At 32.7% G+C, this 24,316-nt stretch carries 19 protein-coding genes and 2 tRNA genes; 10 read left to right on the forward strand and 11 right to left on the reverse strand.

What is annotated here, in order from left to right; all coding sequences use genetic code 11:
- The 3 genes from Q0822_RS12630 to Q0822_RS12640 all read left to right on the forward strand — a co-directional run.
- Positions 1-4,694, forward strand: a 4,694-nt coding sequence (locus Q0822_RS12630; RefSeq protein ID WP_299124200.1) for a LamG-like jellyroll fold domain-containing protein, incomplete at its 5' end; no start/stop codon positions are given.
- 132 nt (positions 4,695-4,826) lie between these two features.
- On the forward strand, positions 4,827-5,603 hold the full coding sequence (locus Q0822_RS12635; protein WP_299124203.1) for a T9SS type A sorting domain-containing protein: 777 nt from the start codon (positions 4,827-4,829) through the stop codon (positions 5,601-5,603).
- Positions 5,604-5,671: 68 nt separating this feature from the next.
- The gene (locus Q0822_RS12640) at positions 5,672-6,823 is read left to right on the forward strand and encodes an aminotransferase class I/II-fold pyridoxal phosphate-dependent enzyme (protein WP_299124206.1); all 1,152 of its coding nucleotides are present in this window, start codon (positions 5,672-5,674) and stop codon (positions 6,821-6,823) included.
- Here Q0822_RS12640 and Q0822_RS12645 read toward each other — a convergent pair.
- From Q0822_RS12645 to Q0822_RS12655, 3 genes are read right to left on the reverse strand one after another with little or no spacing between them, the layout of a single operon-like run.
- Positions 6,804-7,496, reverse strand: a complete 693-nt coding sequence (locus Q0822_RS12645) for a DUF2490 domain-containing protein (protein ID WP_299124210.1) — start codon at positions 7,494-7,496, stop codon at positions 6,804-6,806. The two genes, Q0822_RS12640 and Q0822_RS12645, sit on opposite strands and share 20 nt — an antisense overlap.
- 60 nt (positions 7,497-7,556) lie before the next feature.
- Positions 7,557-9,167 (reverse strand): phosphoenolpyruvate carboxykinase (ATP), encoded by a 1,611-nt coding sequence (gene pckA, locus Q0822_RS12650; RefSeq protein ID WP_299124212.1) that lies wholly within the window; start codon positions 9,165-9,167, stop codon positions 7,557-7,559.
- Positions 9,168-9,224: 57 nt separating this feature from the next.
- Positions 9,225-11,063, reverse strand: coding sequence for an SLC13 family permease (locus Q0822_RS12655; RefSeq protein ID WP_299124215.1), 1,839 nt, complete (start codon positions 11,061-11,063; stop codon positions 9,225-9,227).
- Between the two features lie 218 nt (positions 11,064-11,281).
- Here Q0822_RS12655 and bshB1 point away from each other — a divergent pair, with 218 nt between their 5' ends.
- The gene (gene bshB1 / locus Q0822_RS12660) at positions 11,282-12,004 is read left to right on the forward strand and encodes a bacillithiol biosynthesis deacetylase BshB1 (protein WP_299124218.1); all 723 of its coding nucleotides are present in this window, start codon (positions 11,282-11,284) and stop codon (positions 12,002-12,004) included.
- A 43-nt stretch (positions 12,005-12,047) separates the two neighbouring features.
- On the opposite strand, the gene Q0822_RS12665 is transcribed toward bshB1, so the two are convergent.
- From Q0822_RS12665 to Q0822_RS12675, 3 genes are all read right to left on the reverse strand, one after another.
- Positions 12,048-12,123 (reverse strand) — tRNA-His (locus tag Q0822_RS12665).
- Between the two features lie 127 nt (positions 12,124-12,250).
- Positions 12,251-13,825 carry a M28 family metallopeptidase gene (locus tag Q0822_RS12670; RefSeq protein ID WP_299124220.1) on the reverse strand — a complete coding sequence of 525 codons (1,575 nt, stop codon included), beginning with the start codon at positions 13,823-13,825 and terminating at the stop codon, positions 12,251-12,253.
- A 127-nt stretch (positions 13,826-13,952) separates the two neighbouring features.
- Positions 13,953-14,984 (reverse strand): M28 family metallopeptidase, encoded by a 1,032-nt coding sequence (locus Q0822_RS12675; RefSeq protein WP_299124222.1) that lies wholly within the window; start codon positions 14,982-14,984, stop codon positions 13,953-13,955.
- Positions 14,985-15,311: 327 nt separating this feature from the next.
- On the opposite strand from Q0822_RS12675, the gene Q0822_RS12680 reads away from it, so the two are divergent.
- Both Q0822_RS12680 and Q0822_RS12685 read left to right on the forward strand, forming a co-directional pair.
- A tRNA-Ser gene (locus Q0822_RS12680) sits at positions 15,312-15,396 on the forward strand.
- A gap of 139 nt (positions 15,397-15,535) precedes the next feature.
- The gene (locus Q0822_RS12685; protein ID WP_299124224.1) at positions 15,536-16,543 is read left to right on the forward strand and encodes a 2-hydroxyacid dehydrogenase; all 1,008 of its coding nucleotides are present in this window, start codon (positions 15,536-15,538) and stop codon (positions 16,541-16,543) included.
- 1 nt (position 16,544) lies between these two features.
- Here Q0822_RS12685 and Q0822_RS12690 read toward each other — a convergent pair whose 3' ends face one another.
- From Q0822_RS12690 to Q0822_RS12700, 3 genes are read right to left on the reverse strand one after another with little or no spacing between them, the layout of a single operon-like run.
- Positions 16,545-17,489: a L,D-transpeptidase gene (locus Q0822_RS12690; protein ID WP_299124226.1), complete on the reverse strand. Its 945-nt coding sequence runs from the start codon at positions 17,487-17,489 to the stop codon at positions 16,545-16,547.
- A complete protein-coding gene (locus Q0822_RS12695) occupies positions 17,486-18,223 on the reverse strand; it encodes a peroxiredoxin (RefSeq protein ID WP_299124229.1) in 738 nt (245 codons plus the stop codon). The genes Q0822_RS12690 and Q0822_RS12695 overlap by 4 nt, the downstream gene beginning before the upstream one ends.
- Positions 18,224-18,227: 4 nt before the next feature.
- The gene (locus tag Q0822_RS12700; RefSeq protein WP_299124231.1) at positions 18,228-18,497 is read right to left on the reverse strand and encodes a heavy-metal-associated domain-containing protein; all 270 of its coding nucleotides are present in this window, start codon (positions 18,495-18,497) and stop codon (positions 18,228-18,230) included.
- 134 nt (positions 18,498-18,631) lie between these two features.
- Here Q0822_RS12700 and Q0822_RS12705 point away from each other — a divergent pair, with 134 nt between their 5' ends.
- The 4 genes from Q0822_RS12705 to Q0822_RS12720 all read left to right on the forward strand — a co-directional run bounded on the left by Q0822_RS12705 (position 18,632) and on the right by Q0822_RS12720 (position 21,924).
- Positions 18,632-19,414: an ABC transporter permease gene (locus Q0822_RS12705; protein ID WP_299124232.1), complete on the forward strand. Its 783-nt coding sequence runs from the start codon at positions 18,632-18,634 to the stop codon at positions 19,412-19,414.
- Positions 19,411-20,178 (forward strand): ATP-binding cassette domain-containing protein, encoded by a 768-nt coding sequence (locus tag Q0822_RS12710; RefSeq protein ID WP_299124234.1) that lies wholly within the window; start codon positions 19,411-19,413, stop codon positions 20,176-20,178. The genes Q0822_RS12705 and Q0822_RS12710 overlap by 4 nt, the downstream gene beginning before the upstream one ends.
- Positions 20,175-21,167 (forward strand): MlaD family protein, encoded by a 993-nt coding sequence (locus Q0822_RS12715; protein WP_299124237.1) that lies wholly within the window; start codon positions 20,175-20,177, stop codon positions 21,165-21,167. The genes Q0822_RS12710 and Q0822_RS12715 overlap by 4 nt, the downstream gene beginning before the upstream one ends.
- Positions 21,168-21,321: 154 nt before the next feature.
- A complete protein-coding gene (locus tag Q0822_RS12720) occupies positions 21,322-21,924 on the forward strand; it encodes a hypothetical protein (protein ID WP_299124239.1) in 603 nt (200 codons plus the stop codon).
- Between the two features lie 163 nt (positions 21,925-22,087).
- Here the strand turns inward: Q0822_RS12720 and Q0822_RS12725 are convergent, their stop codons facing one another.
- Together Q0822_RS12725 and Q0822_RS12730 are read right to left on the reverse strand one after the other, a co-directional pair.
- Positions 22,088-23,791: an AarF/UbiB family protein gene (locus Q0822_RS12725; protein WP_299124241.1), complete on the reverse strand. Its 1,704-nt coding sequence runs from the start codon at positions 23,789-23,791 to the stop codon at positions 22,088-22,090.
- Positions 23,792-23,795: 4 nt separating this feature from the next.
- Positions 23,796-24,167: a hypothetical protein gene (locus Q0822_RS12730; RefSeq protein ID WP_299124243.1), complete on the reverse strand. Its 372-nt coding sequence runs from the start codon at positions 24,165-24,167 to the stop codon at positions 23,796-23,798.
- Positions 24,168-24,316: the final 149 nt, after the last annotated feature.

A 24,316-nucleotide genomic window follows, 5' to 3' on the forward strand; every position in this document is an offset into this window, starting at 1 on the left:
GTGAAACCGGATTAAGTGTTACCATAGATGCGAGTGCTGTAGATATGAGCACACCAGGCAGTTATAATGTGACCTATGATGTAACTGATACAGCAGGCAATCCAGCGACTCAAGTGATACGAACTGTAACGGTTCAAGATACGACTGGTCCAACTATACCTAATTTACCTGTAATTACAGGTCAATGTAGCGCAACAGTTCCTGTTCCAACAACAACCGATAGTTGTACAGGATTAATTACAGGAACTACATCAGATCCTTTAACTTATAATAGTCAAGGTTCTTTTGCAATAACATGGAATTTTGATGATGGAAATGGGAATTCCATAAACGTTGTTCAAAATGTAGTTATTGATGATACAATAGATCCAGTAGCAGTTTGTCAAGATATTACAATACCGCTAGATAATATAACTGGAACAGCGACTATAACTGGAGCTCAAATAGATAATGGATCAACTGATAATTGTGGTACAGTTAATTTTAACTTATCACAAAGCATGTTTGATTGTTCTAATATAGGTACTAATGTCATAGTTCTTACTGTTGATGATGGTAATGGAAATACAGATACATGTACAGCGACAGTTACAGTTACAAGTCCTACAATTACAGGTGGAACATTGGTTGGGTATTTAAATAATAATCAAACGCCTGCTGATGCTGATGATTTGGTTGAAGTCACTGCTTGCCCAGATGAACCTCAAAATGCAACTTTTACTTTGTCTGGGCATACAGGAAATGTTGCCTATTGGGAATCTTCAAATGACGGAGGTGTGACTTGGACAACTATTGCAAATACAACAACAACATATACCTATACTAATATTCTTGAAACAACTTTGATTAGAGCTGTAGTTCAGATTGGTTCTTGTCAGGCAAACTCATCAATAGTAGTTGTGGCAGTTATTCCACCAGATTTACCTCCTACAATTATTGGACCAGATACATTTACCTCTTGTTTAGGAGATGCTGTTACAGTACAAGTTGAAAGTTCTTTTGCTGTTAATCCAGAATTTAATAACGGAGGGCAATTTGATCAAGCTAACCTGCCTGGTTGGCTAGTAGATGGTCTTGATGGAGTGAGTGGTTGGAGTGCTTCAGGAAGCAATTCGGTTCCAACTGCATGGAGAGGTATAAGTAATGGTAATGCAAATAATTCGAGCAATATCACTGAAGGTGTTCGTTACAAAAACCAAGGATTTGGTAAGTTTGCAATAACTTATGGTAATTTTGGAACTCCAGCCATAACCACCTTAGAAACGGCCGTTTTTAATACTTTAGGATTATCCACTGCTAGTTTAGACTTTCAATCTGCCTATTATTTACAGGCAGGTGCTGTTGGTATGGTAGAGTTATCGGTTGATGGTGGAACAACATATCCAGTCACTTTAATGAGTTTTAGTGGACCTGGAGATTCTGGTGGGTTTGTAAATTTAGGAAATGGAGGCAACAATGTGCCAACCATTAATCTGGCGGATCCTAGTAATGGAGTTTCTCTTGATTTGACAGATTATATAGGCTTAACCAATTTAAGAATTAGATTTACATTTACATCTACAGTAGGAAGTTCATGGGCAATTGATGGAATAACACTTCCTCAAGCACCTGTAGATGAAGTAATCGAATGGACAGATGATAACGGCATAGTTGTTACTACTGGTTCAACAACAACAATAACACCTGTTACTCCTGGTGTACAAATTTATGGTGCTACGTCCTTAATAAACGGCTGTAGAGCTGATGGAGATGAAGGGACAGAATTTGTTACTATAAATTCTAGTCTAGCTTATGCAGGAGAGGATATTTCCCAAATTATTGGTGAATGTGGAGAGGATATTTCTCTCAATGCTTATGATAACAATTTAACTGCTGCTCAAAATATATTAAATGGTGTCAATAATGCGTCCATTTTTACAACAGGAACATATCCAGGTACAAGTGAAGCTGGTGTTTGGTCTGCTAATCAAATTTCAGCTTGTGGAGGTAATTATACGTTTTCTGATTTGGGTAGTCCAACTTCAAAGTTTACTGCAGATCCTGGAACTTATGAATTGACTTGGACCATACCTTCCATTAACTGTTCAGATACCATCTTAGTTACTATTGAAAGTTGTCCAACGATTGATTTTGACGGTAATAATGATTATATAACATTTAAAGATAATTATGATTTTTCTAGTGGATTTAGTTTAGAATTATGGGTAAAACCAGAATCTGTTACTGGAACTCAGACACTAATTTCAAAACGAGATGCTAATAATAGAAATAATGGATACGATTTAAGTTTAGTAGGTTCTACTGTTCAATTCAACTTTAATTCCACAGGAAGCATAACATCTTCTTATCCAATTTCAACTGACAGATGGTATCACATAGCAGTAACTTATGATAATGCTGGTAATAATTATAGGTTATATATTGATGGGATAGAGGTGAGTACTCCGGTTAATGCTATATATCCAGTTGGTAATTCAATGAGTTGTATTGTTGGTGCAATGGATCAAAGTAATAATCCTCCAAATAAACCTGTAAGCTACTTTAACGGTTGGATAGATGAACTTAGAATTTGGGATGTAGCTTTAACAGATGCTCAAATTCGTATGATGATGAATCAAGAAATTGAGAATAATACTGCTATAAGAGGCGCAGTAGTTCCTCTTGATGTTCCTGGTTTAAATTGGGCAGATTTAGATGGCTATTATCGCATGGATGTTAACTGTGGTAAATTATTAGCTAATAAAGGAATAGAAGGTTTAATGAGAAATATGAATTCTGTACAGCAGGAAACGGCACCAATACCATATACATCTCGAGTGGATGGCCAAGAATGGGCTACAGATAACACATGGACTAATTTTAGTGTTTGGGATGCACCTAATAGTAATGGAGTTGACGGTGTTACACCTATAGAATGGAATATCGTACAAGCTTCTCACAATATTGAATCTGGTGACAAAGACATTACTGTTTTAGGTCTTATTTCTGATGTTGCAAATAAAGAATTAACCATTATGGATCCGTTTACTACAAATGATGAATCTAATGATGGACAAATGTTAAGGGTAACTCATTATTTAGATTTAGATGGAGACATTGATTTAGTTGGGGAATCTCAATTACTACAGGATGAAAATAGTATTCTAGATAATGGTAGTGCTGGTAAAATAGAAAGAGACCAACAAGGAACAACCAATATCTATAATTATAATTATTGGAGTTCTCCAGCGACTACGCAAGGCAGTAATAATAACAGTCCATACACAATTAATAGTATATTAAGAGATGGTACGAATACAAACGCTGTGACTTTACCTAATATAAATTGGATAGGTGGTTATGATGCATCGCCTGTTCCATTAAGTATTCCAAGTTACTGGTTATTCTCATATGAAAATTTCCCTTTAGATTCCTACTCAGACTGGAATCCAATAGGACAAACAGGAAATTTAAACGCTGGTTTAGGATTTACAATGAAGGGTAGTGGAGCAGCTACACCTTATCAAAATTATGTGTTTGTTGGCAAGCCAAATAATGGAACTATTTCAAATACTGTGAGCATTGGTAATCAAGTTTTAGTAGGTAACCCTTATCCTTCAGCAATTGACGCAAATGAATTTATAAGAGACAATATACCTGTTGGCGGTAATCCTGGAAGCTCGGGCAGTATTGATGGTACTTTATATTTTTGGGAACATTATACTTCTAATATCACTCATATTTTAGAAGACTATGAAGGCGGTTATGCAACGTATACTTTAACAGGAGGAAACCCAGCAGTATCACCACCATTAATTAGTGGCTTAGGTACATCTGTATTGTTGCCAGAACAGTTTATACCAGTTTCACAAGGTTATTTTGTTACGGCAAGTAGTACTGGAGGTCTTATAACATTTAATAATGATCAACGTGTTTTTGTTAAAGAGACCTCTGGTGATTCACAATTTTTTAGAAGTCCAAATTCACAAACGACGCAGCCTAATGAACAAGATACCCAAATAAAACGTTTGCGTTTTGATTATGAAGGTGCTGATGGTTATCACAGATATCTTTTATTAGGATTTATTGATAATGAATTTGCTACTGATGGATTTGACTATGGCTATGATGCCGAAATTACAGATTTACTACCTAATGATTTAAGTTTTGTGATTGAAGGTAAAAACTGCTCTACTCAGGGAGTAGGTGCTTTTGATGATACAAAACAATATCCATTATCTCTATTTTCTAATATGACAGGTGAAGTAAACTTATCGTTAACCGATATTGAGAATTTTGAGGCAAGTCCATCTGTATATATATATGATTCCTTTTTAAATATCTATACATTATTAAATGAAAATGATTTTCAATTAATGCTTGAAGATGGTGAATATCTAGATCGTTTCTATATTGTATTCAATAATTCGGCTTTATCTTTGGATGATGAATTGAATACTGAGTTCTCTATCTTATATTTATTAGAGGATAATGAACTATTTATTTCTTCTCGAAATATTTCGAATCTTGAAAAAGTTGAGTTATTTAATATTAACGGACAGAAAGTAATATCATTTAAGGATTCAGATTTTATTTATAACGGTTCAGAATTAAATATTAGAATTAAAACACCAAATATCTCAGAAGGGGTTTATATCGTTAAATGCCATATTTCAGATTATTTTTATAATAAAAAAGTAGTAATTAAGCGCTAATATGTAGCTTTTTACGACATATATGTTAACAAAACACGTATTTTGTCGTAAAAATATGCTTTTTATGGATTTTTTTGTTTAGATACAATATATTCGAAAAAATATAGAAGTATCATAAACAACCCAAATCTAATGAGAACTATATCTACACTACTATGCGCTATACTGTTTGTAACATTTTCAAATAGTGTTGAAGCTCAATCAGAGATTCAACGTGTAAGGATTGATTTTGAAAACCCAGAAGGTTTTACAAGACATTTGTTACTTGGTTTTGTTCCTGATAATTCTGCTACTGATGGATTTGATTATGGTTATGATGCTCTAAACCCAGATGATTTACCAGATGATTTAAATTGGATTATAGAAGGTGATCGTTACGTCATTCAAGGTGTTGGTGAGTTTAGTGTAGCTAAGTATTATCCATTAGGAATGTTTTTGACTAATTCTGGTGATATTTCAATTTCCCTAAGGGAATTAGAAAATTTTGAAACTGAAGTCAATGTCTATTTGTACGACTTAGAATACGATAGTTATACATTATTAAATGAAACTGATATGACTCAAAATATATCTGCTGGAAATTATTTGGATAGATTTTTTGTAGCATTTTCTAACGATATTCATTTAGAGGTTAACAGCGATTATAATGTAGAAATAGATAAAGAGTATCAGAAAGATGTAAATATATGGTACTCTAAAGACAATGATGAATTACATATTAATGGTTTGTCATCTGATGAAAATTCAATATTAAATATTTATAGTCTTGAAGGAAAAAAGATATGGGAAGACAATTGTTCTGAAAAGGACTACATTGTAAATACTTCAGAAATTCTAAACGGAATTTATTTTCTTACGATAGAAACTTCTACTTTTTTGCATTCTACTAAAGTTTGTATAACTAATTAAAAAAGTTTAAACGAGTTTAAGAATCCTAGTGGCATTTTTAGTAATTTTATCATTTAAAATTACAGAAAATGTCAGGTCATAAATTAGGATTAAATACCATTTGTACACATATTGGAGAAATAAAAGATGAGCAATTTAAAGGTGCAGTATCACCAATATATCTAAGTTCATCATATGAATTTTTTGATGTAGATGTAAAACGTTATCCACGCTATTTTAATACACCAAATCAGGAATATTTAGCTAAAAAAATTGCGGCCTTGGAGCATACAGAAGCAGCGATGATATTTGGCTCTGGCATGGCAGCCATTAGCACCATGTTTTTAGCTTTTTTAAGGCAAGGGGATCATTTAGTGGTACAAAACACTTTGTATGGTGGAACTGTTAATTTTATAAAAGAAGAATTTCCGAAGTATGGTATAGAATTTACATTTACTAATGGTTATAAAGTTGAAGATTTTGACGCTGCCATTCAATCGAATACAAAACTGATTCATATAGAAACTCCTTCTAATCCGTTGTTAACGATAACCGATATTATGGCAGTTGCTGAACTGGGTAAATCTAAAAACATTCTCACTTCAATTGATAATACATTTGCTTCTCCTGTAAATCAGAATCCAATAGACCTAGGAATCGATATGGTTATGCACTCTGCTACGAAATATTTTGGTGGACACAGTGATATTTGTGCTGGTGCAGTGGCAAGCTCAAATGAGCATATAGAACGGATTTGGAATGTAGGTAAAAATCTTGGAGGAAGTCTAAGTGATATGACGGTTTGGATGCTAGAACGTAGTATGAAGACTTTAGGGCTTCGTGTTAAAGCACAAACTAAAAACGCTATGAAGATGGCAAGGTGGCTAGATAAACATCCTAAAATATCAAGAGTCTATTATCCTGGACTAAAATCGCATCCAGAGTATAAATTAGCGAAGTCTCAAATGAAAGGTTTTGGTGCAATGCTATCTTTTGAGTTGATAGGTGATTTGGACGCGGAACAATTTCAAAAAGAATTAAAACTGATAAAATCTTCCATGAGTTTGGCAGGCATTGAGAGTACATTACTTTCACCTCATTTAACTTCTCACGCATTGCTCACTCAAGAAGAACGAGATAAAATTGGTATTAGTGATCAATTGATTCGTTTTTCTGTTGGTATTGAAAATATTAAAGATTTAAAACACGACATCAGTCAGGCTATAACTGCGTTAAAGTAGTTTTGGGTTTTCTAGAATCGGTTTGAAAGCTTATGCCAATTTGAATTCTGTTGAGGTTGTTTTTTGTAATATGCTGTTTCAAATAACCGACTTGTATCTGTGAATTTTCTAAAATATTAATTCCAATTCCTGTATAAAATCGGTTTTCATGAAATGCTTGGTCTTGAAAGTTTACAAAGGGTTCATCTGACATTACAAAGTAAAACGTTCTATTAAGATTATATTTTAGGCTTAATTTGTATCTAAATCGGTGCTGTGTTTCATTACGAGTTTTAAAATCTAAGAAACGTTGTTCTAATCTTCCTCTATGTGACACTTTAATTTTTCCCCAATTATGTTTATAAACATATTGTTCAAATAATCTATTTTCATGAAGATTTGGTACTTTGTCAAATTCAAAAACAGTATCAATATCCAAATAAGCGTAGCCTATACCAATAGAAGATTTTGAGCTGAAATGATAATTTCCTGCTATAGAGCCAATCACTAAATTATAGTTAGATGATGGTTCATAAAACCTTAGTTCTCCATAAGGCGTTATACTAAAATTTTCACTAATACGATGACTGCTTCCATAAGTATACCATGAACCTAAAAAGTCTTCTGAAGGATTTTGTGAAAACAATAATGTTTGTAATGTGAGTAATATAGATAAGAAGATGATTTTTTTCATTTTAAGATTGAAATAATTAAAAAAGAGCCCATTTCTGGGCTCTTTTCAGTCATGGAATTATTAAACATGATCACCTAAATGATGGTGTTCATCAATTAATGGACCACCTTCTATAATCTGATCAGATGCCTCACTTGCAAATTTTTCAAAGTTTAGATGGAATGAGTGTGCTAATTGAATAGCTTTACTGATATAACCTCCTTTTTGTAACCAAGTATTCATTGGGTCTAATATTTCTGTTGGAACGTTAGGAATATACTTTGGCATATGTAATCCGAAGATTGGATGTTGCTCATAGTCAACTTTATCTAAATCTCCATTAAGGATAGCTGTAATCATTGCTCTTGTATATTTTAATTTAATACGAGAACCAACACCGTAAGGCCCGCCGCTCCAACCTGTGTTTAGTAGCCAAACATTAACACCAGCTTCTTGCATTTTTTTACTTAGCATTTCGGCATATTTTGTTGGATGTAATGGCATAAATGGTTCTCCGAAACAAGCTGAGAATGAAGGGACAGGTTCTGTAATACCAGCTTCTGTACCTGCTACCTTTGCAGTATAACCAGAGATAAAGTGGTATGCAGCTTGTCCTGGTGTCAACTTAGATACTGGAGGTAATACACCAAATGCATCACAGGTTAAGAAGAAAATATTCTTAGGATTATCCGCATAAGAAGGTTGTTGAATATTATCTATATGATAAATAGGGTAGCTTACTCGCGTATTTTGTGTAATGCTACTATCCATATAATCAACTTCACCATTATCTTTAAAAACTACGTTCTCTAAGATTGCGCCTGGTTTAATAGCTCTGTAAATGTCTGGTTCTTTTTCTTCAGTTAAGTCAATAACTTTTGCGTAGCAACCACCTTCAAAATTGAATATTCTGTTTTCAGCGGTCCAACCATGTTCGTCGTCACCAATTAGTTTACGGTTTGGATCCGCAGATAATGTTGTTTTACCAGTACCTGATAATCCAAAGAAAATTGCAGTATCACCATCCTCACCAACATTAGCAGAACAGTGCATAGGTAGTACATTTTTATCTACAGGTAATATCATATTTAGGGCAGAGAAAATACCTTTTTTCATTTCACCAGTATATGCAGATCCACCAACAAGTGCTATTTTTTTAGTAAAATTTAATATTGAAAAATTACCTTGTCTAATACCATATTTTTTTGGTTCAGCACATTCGTAACCTGGTGCACATAATACTAGCCATTCTTCCTCAAAGTTTTCAAGTTCAGATTCATCTGGTCTTAAGAACATATTGTAGATAAACATATTAGACCATGGGTATTCAGTAATGGTTCTAACATTCATTTTGTATTTAGGATCGGCACAAACATAGCCATCTCTGACAAAAATTTCTTTTCCACTTAAATAGTTTTCTATTTCTGATTGTAAATAGTCAAAATTCTCTGGTGAAATACCCTTGTTTGTTTTTCCCCACCAAACTTTATCTTTAGTATAATCATCTTTCACTAAAAATCTATCTTGAGGTGAGCGTCCTGTAAATTTTCCTGTATTAATGGCTAAAGTACCATTATTTGTTTCTTTCCCCATTCCCTTTTCTACGGTAATGGCTTGTAATTTTTCTGGTGATAAGTTCCAATGTGCATTGGTATCTTTTAATCCATACTTTGTAAGGTCTCTTGTTTTCATAATCGGTTGTTTTAATAAATTTTCCATGATTTAATATTTTTTGATTCGACTTTCAATTTAAAATGGCCATATTAATGGCACTAATAGTAATGTTGTGATTAGGAAGAGTAGAAGCAATGGTGCTCCGACTTTTAAATAATCCATAAACTTGTAACCACCTGCTGTCATTACCATGGCGTTTGTTGTAGTACCAACTGGCGTTAAAAATGCAGTTGAAGCACTTATAGCCACTGCAATCATAAATGGCGCTGCAGATAGTTTTAATGTATTTGCGGCAATAATTACAATTGGTGCCATTAAAACTGCTGTCGCAGAGTTATTGATGACTTGACTAAACGTCGTGGTGAGGAGAAATACACCTCCTAGCAAAACAATGGGATGTAGACTTCCTAAAGTATTAACTAGCCCATTGGCAATTAATTCTGCAGTGCCAGTTTTTTGAAGTGCTATTCCCATCGGTATCATCGCTGCAATCATTACAACGCTTATCCAGCTAATCCCTTTATATGCTTTTGCTATTGGAACACATTTTGTAATTAAAACTATTCCAGCACACATTAGTGCAGCAACTGCTCCAGGTACAATTTCAAAAACTAACAAAAAGATCATTAATATAAGCGCAAACAAAGCGATATATGATTTATATGTAATATCGGTTACGGTTTTTGCCATACCTTCTGGACTGCCACAGATAACTAAATTTTCATGGTGTTCTTTTAACTGATCTATATCACTCCATATACCCCTTACCAAAAAGGCATCACCAGCTTTTACTATAATTTCACGTTCTGTAAATGGCTTGTTGTTCCGTGATGCAGCCATTAATTGTACACCGAAACGCTTAAAGAATTTACCTAATCGTATTTTTCGACCTACAAGGACAGACTTGGGGGTTACCAATACTTCTGCCATACCAACTTCTTGATTGATTAAGTTGTTTTTTAATTCATCTTTTATAGGCTCTAACGGAAGTAATCCCAATCTAAACTTTATCATTAATGCATTAATGGCTTCGGTATCTCCTTTGACTGTAATAATATCGTGATATAAAAATTCTGTATCATTCGTTGGAAATTCAATAAATGGGTCATTTCCCTTTAGCACGCTTGGGTGTCTTCGTTTTATTCTTAGAATGGATATGTTATGTTCTTCTTCAAAATTCCAATCTCCGAGTTTTGTGTTTAATAAAGGTGATACAGATCTTACTCTTAGTCTATAATAATCATCATCTACTTTATAGGCTTCAATCCATTTGTGCAGTGTTGTGCTTATATCTACAGGTTTATTATTAGTTTTATTACTTGGTAACAAGCGGTAACCAATAAATCTAAAATAAAGTAGAGCTATTATAAGTAAAGGCAACCCAATTAAAGCAAATTCGAAGAAAGAGAAACCTTCTAATCCGCTTTCTAGCATTGTATTGTTTACAATAATGTTTGGAGGTGTGCCTGTTAAGGTTAACAAACCACCAGTGTTAGATCCAAATGCTACAGGCATTAATAATTTAGAAGGCAAAGTACCAATACTCCAAGCTGAAGAAATTGTAACTGGCATTAAAGTAGCAACTGTGCCAGTATTACTAACAACACCAGACAATAATCCTGAGCCTAATGTTGTAATTAGTAAAAGTTTAGTTGTGCTTTTACCAGCCATCTTAATAAATTTTTTACCTGCTAATGCTGTCCAACCCGTTTGAGATAAGCCTTCACCTATAATGAACAAAGCAGCAATCATAATTACCGTTGGATTGCTAAATCCGCTTAAGGTTTCCTTTAAATCTAATATTCCAAAAAGGAATAGGCTTAGCATTGAAAGTAGAGCAATTATATCTGGTGTATATTTTCCCCAAATGAATAAGGCGATTGTAATAATTAAAATGGTTAGCATTAAGCCCATTGATTCTACTTTTAACTTTACTGTAAAATTACTGGCATTAAGAAGCAATTATTATGACTAATGTCATACTTTCAAAGAATTATGAATTTTTCAAATTTGGTTAATAATTTTGCATTTTAATCGAGGATTTGTAAAGCGAAACCGTTTGCGAAATAAAAAGAAAGCGATAATCTACCTTCTTTTTAATATTTTTGGTATTCAAGAAAAGAGAATTATATATGAAATTAGACATATTAGCTATTGGAGCACATCCAGATGATGTTGAGTTAGGCTGTGGTGCAACCTTAGCAAAGGAAATTGCTAACGGAAAAAAAGTAGGTATTATTGATTTAACTCGTGGAGAATTGGGAACACGTGGTACAGCAGAAACTAGAGATTCTGAATCTTTTAATGCGGCTAAAATTCTTGGAGTCCATACCAGAATAAATATGCGATTTGCTGATGGTTTTTTTGTAAATGACAAAACACATCAAATAGAGATTATTAAAATGATTAGATTCTACAAACCGGAAATTGTGATATGTAATGCTATTGATGATAGACATATAGATCATGGTAAAGGCAGTAAATTAGTCAGTGATTCTTGTTTTTTAAGTGGCTTGCTAAAAATTGAAACTGTGCACAAAGATGAGACTAATATTCAAGAGCCATGGAGACCAAAAGCAGTTTATCACTATATGCAATGGAAAGATTTAGAGCCAAATGTTGTTGTGGATGTATCTGGATTTATGGATAAAAAAATGCAAGCTATCTTAGCTTATAAAACCCAGTTTTTTGATCCTAATAGCGATGAGCCTGAAACACCTATTTCTAGTAAGAATTTTACAGATAGTGTGAAGTACAGGGCTCGTAATTTAGGGCGACTTATTAGCGTAGAATATGCAGAAGGTTTTACAGTGGAGCGTTATCCTGCTGTAAATAGTTTATTTGATTTAAAATAGAAAAACAAAAAAGCCTTTCATTGCTGAAAGGCTTACTAATTTAGGGTGGAAGACCGGGCTCGAACCGGCGACTTTCGGTACCACAAACCGACGCTCTAACCAACTGAGCTACAACCACCATTTTAATTAGGACTGCAAATGTAAATTATTTCCAATTTTCTGCAAAGTCTTTTCTAAACTTATTTTAAAATAAAAAGCCCTTCAATTGATATTTGAAAGGCTTCGAATCTGTTATGATTTTGTCTGTTATTCCGTTGCTTTATCCACAACAACTCTTTCGTCTCTATTTGCCACTTCCCAGGCTGTATGAAATACTAAACGCGTTCTGTTTTCTAATAGATCGTATTCAATTTTATCTGGTGTATCGCTTGGTTGGTGGTAGTCATCATGCGTTCCATTAAAGTAGAATATAACGGGAACATTATTTTTCGCAAAATTATAATGATCCGATCTATAGTAAAAACGGTTAGGATCATTTTCATCATTATAAGTATAATCTAACTCAACATTCGTGTATTTTTTATTGACTTCTTCTGAAATGTTATGTAAATCTGTACTAAGTTTATCACTACCAATTAAATAAACGTAGTTTCTATCTCCTTCGGTACGTTTAGGATCTATTCTGCCAATCATATCTATGTTCAAATCAGCAACTGTATCTTCTAAAGGAAATATAGGATCATTATCAGTGTAATGCCTAGAACCTAAAAGTCCTTTTTCTTCACCTGTAACATGTAAAAAGAGTATAGATCGTTTTGGTCCATTACCATCTTTTTCAGCCATTTTAAAAGCTTCGGCAATTTCAATAATAGCAATAGTACCAGAACCGTCATCGTCTGCACCATTATAAACTTTACCATCTTTAATGCCTTCGTGGTCCAAGTGTGCAGAAATAACTACAATCTCATTAGGTTTTTCTGAACCTTTAATGTAAGCCACAACATTTTCAGAAGTTATTGATTCAGATTTATTTTCAATCGCTAAGTCTATTTTTGTTGGAATAGTTTGAGGTTTGCTATCTTCAGATATTGAAGCGTATATAGCTTTACCTAATTCCTCATTAATCATTAGCATCATCATTCCAGATTCATTACTTTTTAGAGATAAGCGTCCCGATGCACCAGATTCGGCTTGTCTTTGAAAATATGGAGCATATCTTGAAAACAAATCATTATCTACAAAAAGTAAACCTTTAGCTCCATTGTCCTTTGCAGCATCTCTTTTGCTAGATAGTGATTGACGACCATTAGTCCATTTAGTATCTTCTGAAGTACCAGAAGTAATATAGTTACCTTCAACATCTTTCGGTTCACCAGCTTTAGCTAACACTATTTTTCCTTTGACATCTATATCCTTATAGTCAGAATAATTATCTGAATCAATCCCATAACCAACATATACAATTTCATCGATTGACATATTCATACTTTCTGTTGCAGTAATTACAATATGGTTTTTGAAGGCACTAAATTCTTTACCATTAACACTTAGCTTAGCCTCTGTAACTTTTTGTTTTTCTAAAGGAACTTCTTGAAAATAGTCATCTCCACCTAAAGGTGTCGGAATTTCCATGGCTTTGTAATGCTCTTTTAAGTATTCAACTGCTAATTTTTGTCCTTTTTTACCGGTTTCTCTACCTTCAAATTCATCTGAAGCATATTGATAGAGCATTGTTTTTAATTCTTCTGATGTAATGCTTGAAGCATATTCTACAGGGTCTGCTGGAGCCTTTGTTGTTAAAGATGGAGTATTACTTTTTGAAGATGTACCACAGCTTAATATTAAGCTAGAGATACAAAGAGTTAATAACAATTTTTTCATTTAAATATAAGTTGAGTTAATAGGAAAAGTTATATGTTAAAAGTTGACTTTTTAAGCCAACGGATAAAGTTACGAAAATTGAATAGCCTTTAATAGATGTCTAAATTTCTTTTAACAATTTTTAACACTAAATAATTTCAGGAGTTAATCGCTCTGGGGAATTTGCTAAATACCAAGCTGAAGCAAAAATCAATTTTGCACGTTTTTCTAAAAGTGGATAGTTAATTTTATCAGCCGTATCTGTTGGTTTGGTGTAATCTTCATGTTCTCCATTAAAGAAAAACACAACAGGAATACCTTTTAATGCAAAATTGTAATGATCAGACCTATTATAATAGCGATTAGGATCGTTTTCAGAATTATATTTATAGTCTAGATTTAGATTCACAAATTCTGAGTTTGCTTCTTCTACAACATAATGTAATTCTGTACTCAAACGATCTGCTCCAATAACATAAACATAATTTTCGTTGTCTTTATGTCGTTCGTCAACACGACCAATCATGTCTATATTTAAAGTTGCAATTGTGTTTTCTAATGGAAAGATTGGATTTTCGGTATAATATCTAGAACCATGTAATCCGACTTCTTCTGCAGTTACATGTAAAAAAACTATACTTCGTTTTGGTCTGTGCCCATCTTTAACTGCAATGGTAAAGGCTTCGGCCATTTCTAATACAGCTGCGGTACCAGATCCATTGTCGTCAGCTCCGTTATAAATCTCGCCCTTAATGATACCCTCGTGATCTGAGTGGGCAGATATATAGATATATTCGTTTGGATATTCTGAACCTTCAATGTAGGCAATAACATTTTGAGAATCATTTAAACTGTCAGGTAAAATCTCTTTCGGAACTTTTTGATAGTAATTTGAATGGGACTCTGGCGCTTTAATATTTTTAGATTTGTAATAGGTTCTTATGTAGTCACAAACTTGGTTATGTCCTTCTTCTCCTGTCTTCCTTCCGTTGTATTTATCAGAAGACACTTCTTCTAGATGTGCTTTTAATTCTTCAGTTGTAATAGTGTTCAAATATTTCTTAACAACCTTTTCATCTTTATAGGTAATACCATTTTTTAGATTGTCAATTTTTTCACTATGTCTAAGTGTGGCGCAAGAACCAACCAGAATGAGTGCAGAAGCAACTAATATTTTCATTTATAAGTCTGTTGTATTTTATGGTTACATGCTATCGTTATTCATAATCCCCTTAAATTATAAAATGTTGAATCCGCAAGTTTTACCTAATTAATTGATTTTAGCAAAAATAAGACAAATAGGTGATAATTTTTCGTAGGATTGACATGAAAATTTTCAGTTATTGTTGAGTGTAATTATTTGATTATAATACTTTAACGTTTATTCTAATAATATACAAATGCGTATCTATAGACTCTAATTTCTATATTATGAATAAACGAACAGAATTTTAATAAAAAAACCTTTGGCAACACCGAAAAGGATTTTATATTTGCAACCGCTAAAGGAGAAATGGCAGAGTGGTCGAATGCGGCAGTCTTGAAAACTGTTGAGGGTCACACCTCCGGGGGTTCGAATCCCTCTTTCTCCGCTTAAAAACCCATAACACAATGTTATGGGTTTTTTGTTGCTATGTCTTTACTTGCTCAAATATTTCAACATGAGCAATATCATTTCACAGCTATCGCTTTATATATAGATTTATACTATCAAATTTTCAGAGATTAATCATGAAAGTACTAGTATACAGTTCAAAAGATTTTGAAATTCCTTATTTAGAAAAAGCTAATAACAAAAAGCACGAACTCACTTTTATAAAGGATGCTTTGTCTTCTCAAACCGCTATGAAGGCCATTGGTTATGAAGCCATTTCAATTTTTTCTGCAGACGAGGCTTGTTTTATAACTATTGAAAAGCTTAAAGATTTTGGGGTAAAATATATAACATTGCGATCAGCTGGCTATGATAATGTTAATTTAAGAGCTGCATCAAGATTAAATGTAAGTGTAGCTAATGTCCCAGCTTACTCGCCTTATGCCATTGCTGAGCATACTGTGGCTCTACTTTTAGCATTAAATAGAAAATTAGTTGAATCTAATCTAAGAGTAAGTCATTATAATTTTAATTTGAATAATCTCGTTGGTTATGACCTAAATGAAAAGACTGTTGGAATTATTGGTACCGGAAAAATTGGTTCAGTAATGTGTAAGATAATGAATGGTTTTGGCTGTAAATTATTAGGTTATGACATTGAAGAGAATAAGGATTTAGTTAAGTCATATGATTTACATTACAGCTCGCTGCAAGAACTATGCTCTCAATCAGATATTATTTTACTTCATGTACCATTAAATAAAGATACGCATCAACTCATAAATGAGGATATTATTTCTGAAATGAAAGATGGTGTAATTATTATTAATACTGCCAGAGGATCTGTTATTAATACAGAACACATAATTGAAGGTCTTAGAAATGGAAAAATCGGAGCTTTGGGAATTGATGTTTTCGAAAATGAAAAAGGTGTATTCTTTAAAGATAATTCTCAAGAGATACCAAATGATGATTTTTTGATTCAGCTAAATGCGTTTCCTAATGTTTTAATTACTGGTCATCATGCTTTTTTAACCCAAGAAGCATTAACTAATATTGCAGAAACTACAATCTATAATTTAGACTGTTGGAGTAGTGGAAGGGAAACTGAAAATGAACTAATTTTAAAGCATGCCACTTTATAACCTATCTGTTTTTAGTGTCATAGATATCTTTTATAAAAGATGTATTTCCTTTTTTATCAATAATTTTTAAATCATATCTTATACTAATTCTCGTGTTAATTGGAGCATAGTAATATATAACCCAAGCATCTGCCTCCTTGCTTCCTATGCATCCATTAGAATGGGCTTTTTCCAAAGTTTCTGGATTTGTAGTAGGATGAATTAACTGACCATAACGTAACCCATTAATTTCAGTTTCTATAAACGGAATTTGTGGTAACTTAGTTACTTTTCCATCATCTCTTTTAGTCTCATGATATTCATGATTGTTAACTGGGTTGATGTATCTAGGGTTTCTAAAATGATTAACAATTTGACCTTCACCCGTTTTCGTTTTTAAATCCTGAATTCTTCCTGACATTTCAAGATATTTTCTTTCATTTTTACCAACTCTAATCGGAAACTGATAGAGTAGAACTGAATCTTCATAAATCCGAAGTTTAAATTCTGGAATATTGATATCTATTATAGTATTTTGAAATTTATGTAATAGTTTTTTTGCTTGAATTGAATCTGGTATTTGTATTAAATTCCCTCTTGGCAAAGCAATCATTTTTTTTTGATTATACACAAAAGAATCCTTGGCTTTCATTCTGTAATAGTCAGTGTTTTGGAATGTGTCTATTATCCATAAATTACTCCGCACTAGTAAATGTTCGGTTAATTTATATGGAGTTAACGAGTCGTGTTTTTTTACTAATGAGTCCATAAATTGAAAATAATTCTCAATAGTTATGGATTTATTAATAGAAACCAAGTTTACCATCGAGTCTTGATGGTAAACTTGGTTTACAGCTTTTATTTTTTTAGTAACTGATAATACGTTTTTATTATTAATCCATGATTTTACAGGTACTAAACATAGTACTAATATGAACATATGTATTTGTAGCACTAGTCTTTTCAATTAGTAAGTAGTTTTGTCTTTTTCAGAATTTTGTCTAAGACTTCTTCTTTATCCAAATTTTTGGTACAGAAAAACCAATCTTCACATTTTAGTTCATCTACAGAAGCCATTCTTTCTTCTGCCACACCACAAGATCCTGCTGGTGAGACAATAACATCATCTCCTGGATTCCAATCCGCAGGAGTCGCAACAGAGAATTTATCTGATGTTTGCATAGCGATTAAAGCGCGGTAGATTTCATCAAAATTTCTTCCTAAACTTAATGGATAGTAAATAATAGCTCTAATCAAACCTTTTGGATCTATAAAAAATACAGCTCTAACAGCTTGTGTTTTGCTTTCACCAGGTTGAATCATACCATATTTTTTAGCGACTTCCATAGTAATATCTTCAATCAAAGGAAACTTCACTTCAATGTTTTTCATGCCATTGAACTTAATTTTTTCTTTAATAGTTCTTAACCAAGCAATATGACTATATAAACCGTCAATCGATAATCCAACTAGTTTACAATTTGCTTTAGCAAACTTATCTTCAAGATTTGCAAAAGTCATAAACTCACTTGTACATACTGGAGTAAAATCAGCTGGGTGACTAAATAGTATGACCCATTCTCCAGAAAAATCTGCAGGGAAATTAATGTCTCCTTGTGTAGTTACTGCTTTAAACTCTGGTGCTTTGTCACCAATTCTTGGCATTGCAATAATTTGCTCTTGATCTTGTATTGTTTCCATTATATTATTTTTTAATTCTACCAATAGCACAACTTAAGTAGGATTGTGCTTTTGTTGTTAATTTATTTTCTTTTCCAACTATTGGATAACCTATTCTAGATAGTAAATGCTTAGCCGCTTCGAAATCATTATTAGTATGATAGTCAAAAGCAACTGTGCAATCTTTACTATTAACTTCTACATCGCTAATATTTTTAACATTAGATAATCTGTTAACAATAGTCTTTTCGCAGCCACTACATTTTAGATTTTGTATATGAACTGTAATTCTCATAATATGATTTTTAAGTCTTAAAGGTATTTTTAACAACACTAGTATGAAATGATATTCATCAGTGTTTTGATATGATGATTATCATTTTAATTCATTCATTAAACATCTAAATTTGAAATGCTGGAATGTTAAAAATGTTAGTTTATACAAACATAAAAACTAGGTTGAGATCTTTTTTTATAGAAATTGGTGAGCTATCATATTTCACCCTTAGATTTCTTAAAGAAGTTTTTAAAGCACCTATTGAATTTAAGGAGATTATTCGTCAGTGTTTTTATATGGGTAATCGTTCATTACTTCTAGTTGGTATTACAGGTTTTATAATAGGTTTGGTACTAACCTTGCAGACCAGACCAACTTTAATGGAATTCGGAGCCGTTTCCTGGATGCCATCTATGGTTGGTATTTCAATAGTTAGAGAAATCGGTCCAATTATTACTGCTCTGGTTTGTGCTGGTAGAATTGGTTCTGGTATTGGAGCCGAATTAGGATCTATGAGAGTGACCGAGCAAATTGATGCCATGGAAGTTTCTGGTACAAATCCCTTTAAATATTTGGTTGTTACTCGTGTATTAGCGGTAACGTTAATGCTACCATTATTAGTCATCATAGGTGATGCAGTTGCACTATTTGGATCGTTTTTGGTTGAAAGCGTAAAGGGTAATGTTTCTTTCACACTCTTTTTTAATCAGGTATTTAGTTCTTTGGAATTTGGTGATATCATTCCTGCTACTATCAAGTCGTTCTTTTTTGGGTTTGCAATAGGGATTGTAGGTTGTTTTAAAGGGTATTATTGTAGTAAAGGAACTGTTGGTGTAGGTATTGCAGCCAACTCTGCAGTTGTATTTACATCTTTATTATTATTTATTATTGACTTTATTGCTGTTTTCGTAACTGATATTTTTTATGATTTATGACAATTAATAAAAACATATCGACTAAAGAAGTGGTTCTCGAAATCAAAGATTTGTATAAAAGCTTTGGGGACAATCACGTACTTAACGGATTTAGTTTAAAACTGCACCAAGGAGAAAACCTCGTAATAATGGGGAAGTCTGGGTCTGGGAAATCGGTAATGATAAAATGCTTGGTGGGTTTAATGGAAGCAGACAGTGGAACTATCTCAATAATGGATAAAGATATTACCAAATTAACTCAAGAAGCTTTAGATATTTTGAGAGCGGATATTGGTTTTTTATTTCAAGGAAGTGCATTGTATGATTCTATGACAGTACGAGAAAATTTAGAATTTCCTTTAAGAAGACATTCTAAAAAGATGGGTGACCATATAAATACCACAGAATTAGTAGTTGAGGCGTTAGAAAATGTTGGACTAGCAGACGCTATAGATTTAATGCCATCAGAACTTTCTGGTGGGATGAAACGGCGTGTCGCATTAGCAAGAACTCTAATTCTTAAACCGAAAGTGATATTGTACGATGAACCAACAAGCGGATTAGACCCTATAACTTCAAAAGAAATCATAATCCTAATGCAAGAAATTCAGAAAAAATATAGAACAGCGTCGCTTATCATTACACACGATGTTGATTGTGCGCGAGTCATTTCAGACAAAATGATTCTACTTATAGATGGAACAGATTATGCAATAGGAACTTTTAAAGAATTATCTGCATCAAATGATCCCAAAATAAAAGCATTTTTTAAACAAGACTTATGAAAAATACAAGCTCACAAAAATTTAGATTAGGACTCTTTGTCATCATTGGCACTGCGCTTTTTATTACTGGAGTTTATCTTATTGGACAGCGAAAAGAAATGTTTAAAAAAACATTTACCATTAGTGCTTATTTTCAGAATATAAATGGATTGCAAAGAGGAAATAATGTGCGATATGCTGGTATTGATATTGGCACAGTCAAAAATATTTCTATGATTAACGATTCTACCATTAGAATAGATATGAATATTGATGAAAAAATTTCAAACCACATTAAAAAGAACGCCATTGCAACAATTGGTTCGGACGGTTTGGTTGGTAACATGATTGTGAATATTGTTCCTGGTAAAAGTGTTTCTGAAGTTATAGAAAATGATGATATTATAGAATCCTACAGTAAAATTGGAACTGATGATATTTTGAATACACTCAACACAAGTACTGAAAATGCAGCAATATTGACATCAGATTTATTGAAAATTACCAATAGTATAACAAAAGGTAAAGGGACTATTGGTGTATTACTAAACGATACAATTATGGCACAAGATTTAAAGCAATCCGTTACTAATCTTAAAATAGCAAGTCGCGGTGCTTCCAATACTATTAATGAACTAAATGCTATAGTTTCTTCAATAAAAACAAATGATAATACTGTTTTGGGCATGATACTAAATGATTCTATTTCTGGTGAAAAACTAAAGCACATCGTAACAAATCTTGAAACTTCGAGCTTAGAGATCGATACTTTATTAAACAATATAAATAGAATTGTAGATGACTTTAGTTCTGGAGAAGGTGCTTATAAATATGTGGTTAATGATACGGCTTTAGTTAATAGCTTAAAATCTACTCTCAAAAATATTGATGAAGGCACAGATAAGTTTAATCAAAATATGGAAGCCTTAAAACATAATTTTTTAACCAGAAGATATTTTAAAAAATTAGAGCGACAAGAGAAAAAGGAAGCCAAGAAAGGAAGTAATTGATTCTTTATTGAAATATAAATCTCAATTGGGTTTTCACGTTGAATTGTGCTTTTGGATATATAAAATCAACTAATAAAAATATCCCAATTGATATATATCATTGATTTCTGAAGAAATAGTCAAGATATTTATGTATAAAATAAAAACATACATTATGGAAACTGCACAAAACACACATTTTATAGACAAGATAGTAGATGCCTTAAAAAAGGCAGCTGTTGAACTAGAGGAATTTCAAGTAAAAGCAGCACTCGGAAAAGCCGAAGCACAAGATAAGTATGAAGAACTCAAGAAAAAATTCAACCTCTTTATCCACGAAAGCAAAACGAAAGTGAACACTGGTAAAGAAAGAGTTGATGACATCCATAGCAAGTTTGACGAGTTAAGAGTACAATTGGCATTAGGAAAGGCAGAGACTTTAGAAAAGTTTGAAGCTCAAAAAAAGCAATTGTTACTAACATTGCACGAACTTGAGGTAAAGATTAAAACTAATGAAAAATTTAAGCGTATGTACGCTATGGTTTTAATAGAAATTGAAAAGTTTAAGGTTAGCCTAGATATTTTAGAGGAAAAATTTAAGCAAGGTAAGACTGATGTAAAAGTATCCTTTGAAAAGGGGAAAGAGGAATTTAAAAGATTTGTCGATGACTTTAAAGAAAAATATTCTAAAAAGGAAGAGACGAAATGGGAACATTTTCAAAATGAAATTTCTGAAGCTTTTACTCATTTTAAACGAGCATTTGTTACCAAGGCTTAGTTAAGAAGAAAAAGACTGGAATATTATAGAGTCAATAATTGTAATAAGCTGTCAGTCTGAGCGCAGTCAAAATATTGGTATAATAAACTATATGTTTTTTGATTGCGCTCAAAATAACACATGTTTTGCAATCTTTAATACTGATTTATATACATAAGCACGATTAATTATCGTAATCTCCTTTTCTAATATTTAGTAGCATCCCAGAAATAATTATTGCTGCTATTATAATCCCAATAATACCAAACACTGAAGTTCCTTTCCATAAAGGCGTTACACTATTAACAATCAACAAAGTGGAACCCACTACCAAGGCAACAGAAATAAAAGTGCTAACCAGTTGCTTTGTGATGCGCTGTAAGGTATGTACCATTGGGTCAATACCTTTGTGCGTTAAATCTACTTTTACTTGCCCACTATTTATTTTACGAATGGCGTTTTTCAAATCTCCTGGAAAGTCTTCCATATAATTACTCAGCTCATACATAGAATGTAAAACTTTTTCACCCATTTTTAGCGGATTGTAATTTTTGGACACACTTTTTACAAGATATGGTTTAACCATTTTAAACTGCTTTAAATCAGGGTTAAGCTTATCTATTACGCCCTCTATGGTAACCAAAGACCTAGCGAAGAGGTAAAAATAGGTTGGTACTTTTAGACCGTGAGCTACAATTATATCTTTTAGTTCCATTAATATGGTGCTCATTTCATTTTTATGAACGGTTCTCACATAATGTTTCTCTACGAATTCATTAATATCAAATTCTAAGTCCCTCATATTGGGTATAGAAGCATTGGTTGATAATTTTTGTAGCACTTTTATAATCCTATTAACGTCTTTTTTAAGTATGGACATAAACAATTGTCCAAAAATTTCGATATCCCTTGGTAATATGCTGCCCATCATTCCAAAATCTAGATAACAAATTTTGTTATTTGGCATTACTAATAAATTACCTGGATGCGGATCTGCATGGAAAAAACCATATTCAAAAATTTGCTTAAAATAAGTAATGGCCAATCGTTTTCCAATATTCTTGACATCCACACCAGATTCCTCGAGTTTTGTAAGTTCGTTTATTTTAATACCAGACATAAATTCTAATGCCAGTATTTTATCGGTTGTATAATTTTGGTACACTTTGGGTGCACTTGCAAACTGGTCTTTACTCGTATCGTTATGTATATTATTGTAAAACCGTTGTACATTTAGAGACTCATTAATAAAATCAAGTTCCTTTAAAATGGATTCTTCAAAATTTTTAACCAACCCAACCGGATCAAAACTCTTTAATGACGGAATTCTTTTTTCTAATATTGCAGCGATGTGATACATTACTTTTATATCTTCAAAAATAATATCGCGAATACCTGGTCGCTGAATTTTTAAAACAATACGCTCACCGTTGAGCAACGTAACCTTGTGCACTTGTGCCATTGAGGCGGACGCAAAAGGTGTTGGCTCAAACCAGGCGAATAAATTCTCAACCTTATCCTTTAGTTCTGTTTCTACAATCTCCTTTGCCTGTTCTTTAGGAATTGGTGGCACATTATTTTGTAGTTTTTCTAACTCAAAAACCAAATCGAATGGGATTAAATCTGGTCTGTTACTTATAATTTGACCAAATTTTACAAATGTTGGTCCTAGTTCTTCACAAACCAAACGCATTTTTTCCCATTTTGTATGTTGTAAGGCACGTTTTGTAGATGCCTTTGGTATAAATTTCTGAAAGAATCGATAGCGTTTCTCCTTACGCATGTAAAATACCAAGTCATCAAAACCATATTTAACCAATACTTTGATGATTTGATTATATCTAGCAACGGCATTATATCCACTCCCTATTTTACCAAAAACTCCCATATTATTACTTTGCTTCTAACTTGTTTAAACGTGCCTCTAACAATGCAATTTCCCTATCGGCATTTTTTAATTTTTCATTAAGCGCTTTAATTTCATCTAAATGGGCAATGTTCATTTTTTTATAAATCTTAACCGCTTGTTCCTCTATTTTTTGTTCAAGTTCATCCTTTACTTGGTTGGCTTTCAAGATTATTTTATCAATAAATTCAAGTTCATTTCCATCTTCATCAATATGAGATTCCGAAGCTACTTTGTTGATTTCATTTTTCCCTTTATCGGACAGTTCGTTAATTCTACCCATAAGTTGCGCCTCTTTCGCAAAATGGTATATACTCGATGATAAGGTGAGTAGCTCTAATATAGTCCTGGTTTTCATAAGCTATATATTATATATTCCAGATTAAATTTATGATTTCTTTCTACGATTCTAAATGATATAAATCATTTCAGTTTAACTTATTTATAGCTTCTTTTATACTATAAATAGTTAATCGAAGTATAATTAAAGAAAGACCACTTTTGTGG

This window comes from uncultured Winogradskyella sp., assembly GCF_947496485.1.
GTDB lineage: Bacteria > Bacteroidota > Bacteroidia > Flavobacteriales > Flavobacteriaceae > Winogradskyella.